Origin of the sequence: Actinocrinis sp., from assembly GCF_035938995.1 — a bacterium.
Lineage (GTDB): Bacteria > Actinomycetota > Actinomycetes > Streptomycetales > Catenulisporaceae > DASZGI01.
Genome location: NZ_DASZGI010000376.1, coordinates 1 through 4,993 on the forward strand (window position 1 = coordinate 1; position 4,993 = coordinate 4,993).

General features: G+C 70.6%; 2 protein-coding genes. Both read right to left on the minus strand.

Translation table 11 applies throughout. The features are described 5' to 3' along the window. On the minus strand, window positions 1-3,521 hold a 3,521-nt coding region (locus tag VGZ32_RS25955), incomplete at its 3' end, for a type I polyketide synthase (RefSeq protein WP_326888831.1). An 80-nt stretch (window positions 3,522-3,601) separates the two neighbouring features. Continuing rightward, the coding region (locus tag VGZ32_RS25960; RefSeq protein ID WP_326888832.1) for a type I polyketide synthase at window positions 3,602-4,993 on the minus strand (1,392 nt) is incomplete at its 5' end.

A 4,993-nucleotide genomic window follows, 5' to 3' on the forward strand; every position in this document is an offset into this window, starting at 1 on the left:
GAATCGCCGGTCGACATCGCACGGACCCGCAGCCGGGCCGCGCCCTGCTGCGCTATACGCACGCCCGACCAGCTGAACGGCATCTTGCGCTGGCCCGCGCCGCCGCCGAGCAGGAGCACCGCACCGCTCTGGAGCGCGGAGTCGAACAGCGCGGGGTGGATGCCGAAGCCGGCAGCCGACTCGACGTCCTCGTCGGGCAGCACCACCTCGGCGTAGACCTCGTCGCCGTCGCGCCACGCGGCCCGGATGCCGGTGAAGATCGGGCCGTAGTCGTAGCCGATGCCGCTGAGGCTGCCGTAGATGTCGTCCACGGAGAACGGTTCGGCGCCAGCCGGCGGCCATTCCGCCGGCCAGGCTGGCGTCGGCACGGGCTCACTGGGTGCCAGGGTGCCGCGCGCGTGGCAGGTCGCCTCGCGCGCGCCGTCGCCGTCGCCGGATTCCGGCCGCGAGTAGATCGCGACCGAGCGACTGCCGTCCTCGTCCGGCTCGCCAACAGTCACCTGCAACGCGACCGCGACGCCCTCCTGCATCAGCAGCGGGAACTCGATGACCAGTTCCTCGACCACCGGGCAGCCCGCCTGCCGACCGGCGGCCAGCGCCAGCTCGTTGTGCGCGGTGCCCGGGACGACCATGTTGCCTAGCAGCACGTGATCGGCGACCCACGGCTGGGTCTCCGTGGACAGCCGTCCGGCGAGCAGCCACTCGTCGCGGTCGCCGACCTGCACGGCCGAGGTCAGGACCGCGTGGCCCAGTTCGCTCGCGCCCCCGCCGCCCGCCGGATTGCCGATGCCGCCCGACGTGAGCCAGTAGCGCTGGCGCTGGAACGCGTACGTCGGCAGCGTCACCGACTGCGCACCCGCGTAGAACGCCTGCCAGTCAACGGGAATACCGGCGACATGCGCCTGGGCGAGGAACCCGGCGAACGTCTCCGCCTCAACGTGCTTGGCTCGCAACGCCGCCGCGAACACCACGGCGTCGTCGTCCACGCCCTGCCGCGCCAGGGCGGTCAACACGCCATCCGGACCCAGTTCCAGAAACCGCGTCACACCCTCGGCCCGCAGCGTGCTCACACCATCTGCGAACCGCACCGCTTTCCGGACGTGGTCCACCCAATAGCCCGGATCGGTCACCTCCGCCGACACCACGCGGCCGTCCAGATTCGACACGATCGGGAGAGTCGGCAGATAGAACGTCAAACCCTGCGCCACCGCACGGAACTCCGCCAGCATCGGCTCCATCAAATGCGAATGAAACGCATGACTCACCGTCAACCGTGTGCTCTTACGGTCAGCGAACTGCGGCAGCCACTCATCGATGGCGGCCAAATCACCGGACACCACCACGGCCTGCGGCCCATTCACCGCCGCGATCCCCAACCGGCCGGCGAACTCCACCAGGGAGCCCAGGATCTCCTCCTCGGTGGCCTGAACTGCCACCATGCCCCCACCAGAAGGCAACGCCCCCATCAACCGACCACGCGCTGCCACCAACGTGCACGCATCGGCCAACGAGAGCACCCCGGCCACATGCGCCGCCGCCAACTCCCCCACCGAATGACCGATTAGGAAATCCGCCCGCACTCCAAGCGACTCCACCAACCGGAACAACGCCACCTCAACCGCGAAAAGCGCAGCCTGCGTGAACTGCGTCTCGTTCAGGAGCAACGCATCCACAGAATCCGCAGGAGCAGAAAGCAATTCCTTGAGCGACCGGCCCAACACCCCATCAAACTGCGCACACACCGCATCCAACGCAGCCGCGAACACCGGATACGACCCGGCCAACCCCACACCCATCCGAGCCCGCTGCGCACCCTGACCCGTAAACAGAAACGCCGTCTTACCACCAACGACCGAACCGCCGAACACGCCCGCGGCAGGCGCGCCACCAGCAATCGCCGCCAAACCAGACAGCAAACCCTCCCGATCACCGGCAACGATGGCCGCGCGCTGCGGTAGCTGCGCACGCGTCGTCGCCAACGCGTAGCCGACATCGAACAGGTCCAGGTCCGGATTAGCCAGCAGATGCGCACGCAGCCGCGCCGCCTGCGCCCGCAACGCCGCATCCGACTTCGCAGACACGACAAGAGGAATTGCGGGCGGGATCGGCCGCTCGACTGCGGCGGGCTGCTCCTGCTCTTCGGCGGCCGCCTCTTCAAGGATCAGGTGCGCGTTGGTGCCGCTGATGCCGAACGATGAGATGCCAGCCCGGCGCGGCCTGCCAGCGACCGCGGGCCATTCCTGCTCCTGCGTCAGGAGCTCGACTTTGCCGGACTCCCAGTCCACGTGCGGGGACGGCGCGTCCACGTGCAAGGTGCGCGGCAGCAGGCCGTGGCGCATCGCCTGCACCATCTTGATCACACTGGCCACGCCCGCCGCCGCCGACGTGTGGCCGATGTTCGACTTGATCGACCCCAGCCACAACGGACCGTGTTCGCGGTCCTGTCCGTAGGTGGCCAGCAGTGCCTGAGCCTCGATCGGGTCGCCGAGCTTTGTGCCCGTGCCGTGGCCGTCGACGGCGTCCACATCGGACGGTGCGAGACCCGCGTTTTCCAGCGCCTGCCGGATCACGCGCTCCTGCGAGGGACCATTCGGCGCGGTCAGGCCGTTGCTCGCGCCGTCCTGGTTGACCGCACTGCCCCGCACGACCGCGAGCACCTTGTGACCGTTGCGCTTGGCGTCCGACAACCGTTCCAGCACCAGCAGGCCAAGACCATCGGAGAAACCCGTGCCATCCGCACCCGCCGCATACGGCTTGCAGCGGCCATCGGCGGCCAGGCCGCGCTGGCGGCTGAACTCCACCAGCAGGAACGGTCCGGCCAGCACCGTCACACCGCCGACCAGCGCCAGCGAGCACTCCCCGGAGCGCAGCGCCTGCGCGGCCAAGTGCATCGCCACCAACGACGACGAACATGCCGTGTCGATGGTGACCGCAGGACCCTCGAGGCCGAAGTTGTAGGCCACCCGGCCGGAGATGATGCTGGCGGTGGCGCCGGTGAGCCGGAAACCCTCCAACTCCGGCGGCGTCGCGCCGCCGTACGCCGACATCACCGCGCCGCAGAACACGCCCGTGTCGCTGCCACGCAACGAGGCCGGGTCGATGCCGGCGTCCTCGAACGCCTCCCACGCGCCTTCGAGTACCAGCCGCTGGATCGGGTCGGTGGCCAGCGCCTCACGCGGGCTGATCCCGAAGAACTCCGCGTCGAAGTCGCCGACGCCGTCAACGAAACCGCCGCCGCTGGCGTAGACCTTGCCGACCTGCTCGGGGTCGGGGTTGTAGAGCCGGTCCAGGTCCCAGCCGCGATCGGTCGGCAGCGGGCCGATCGCGTCGCGGCCGTCGGCGACCAGCCGCCACAGCTCGTCGGGCGACGTGGCGCCGCCGGCATAACGGCAGCTCATGCCCACGATGGCCAGCGGCTCGGTCGCCTGCGCCATCAGCCTGCGGTTCTGCTGGCGCAGCCGCTCGGTCTCCTTGAGCGACTTGCGCAGCGCCTCGACGAGCTCGCTCTGGTTGGTGGCCATTGCTCACGCCTCCCCGTGCGGACGCTGGACCGCGACCACGTGCTGAACGGTTCTGCTGCCAGGTTCTGTGCGGTCGGTTCTCATGCCACGTCCTCTTGGGTCATGCGGATCAGCGCCTCGACGTCCATGTCGTCGATCGACCCGGCGTCGGCGTCGGTCGTCGTGGCGTCGTCGGGTTCGTCGGCGGCCAGTTCGAGCAGCGTGTCGAGCAGACCCGCCTTGCGCAGGCGGCCGATCGGGATCGAGGCGAGCAGGTCGCGGATCTCGTCCTCCTCCGAGCGGCGGCCGCCGACGGCCGCGGACGCGGCGTCGGGCATCGCGACCGGGATCAGGAAGCGGGCCACGGCGATCGGGTTCGGGTGGTCGAACACCAGCGTGGTGGGCAGCCGCAGGCCGGTCGCCTGGGTGAGCCGGTTGCGCAGCTCGACGGCGGCCAGCGAGTCGAAGCCGACCTCCTTGAACGCGCGGTCCGGGTCGATCGCCTCGGGCGACGCGTGCCCGAGCACCGACGCCACCTGGGCGCGCACCAGGTCCAGCACGACCCGCTCCCAGTCCGGCTGCGGCAGGCCGGACAGCCGGTCGGCCAGCGAGCGGCCCGCCGCCTCCGCCCGACGCGCGGGCGCCTTGACCAGGCCGCGCAGCAGCGCCGGCAGCAGGCCGGCGCGGGCTTGGCCGCGCAGCACGCCCAGGTCCAGCCGGACCGGCGCGAACACCGGCTCGTCCAGCCGCTGCGCCTGGTCGAACAGCTCGAGGCCCAGCTCGGTGGACAGCGGCTCGACGCCGATCCTGGCCAGCCGGGCCAAGTCCTCGTCGTTCAGTTCGCCGGTCATGCCGGTCGCCGTAGCCCACAGGCCCCACGCGAGCGAGGTGGCCGGCAGGCCGTCGGCGCGCCGCTGCGCGGCCAGCGCGTCAAGGAACGCGTTGGCGGCGGCGTAGTTGCCCTGGCCGGGGCTGCCGATCAGCGCGGCCACCGACGAGAACAGCACGAACGACGACAGCTGCATGTCCCGGGTCAGCTCGTGCAGGTTCAGCGCGGCGTCCAGCTTGGGCCGCATCACCTTTTCCAGCTGCTCGGGTGTCAGCGACTCGATCACGCCGTCGTCGAGCACACCCGCCGAGTGGATGACGCCGCGCAGCGGACGGTCCAGTGTGGTCAGCAGGGCGGCCAACTGGTCGCGGTCGGACACGTCGCACGCGGCGACGGTCGCCTGCGCGCCAAGGCCTTCCAGCTCGGCCACCAGCTCACCGACCCCGGCCGCGGCTGCGCCGCGCCTGCTGACCAGCAGCAGGTGCCGCACACCGTGGTTGGCAGCCAAGTGCCTGGCGAACGACGCGCCAAGGCCACCGGTACCACCGGTGATCAACACCGTGCCGTCGCCGTCCAGCGGGGCCGGCACGTTCAGCACGACCTTGCCGGTGTTGCGGCCCTCGCGCAGGAACCGGAACGCGTCGGCACCGCGCCGCACGTCCCA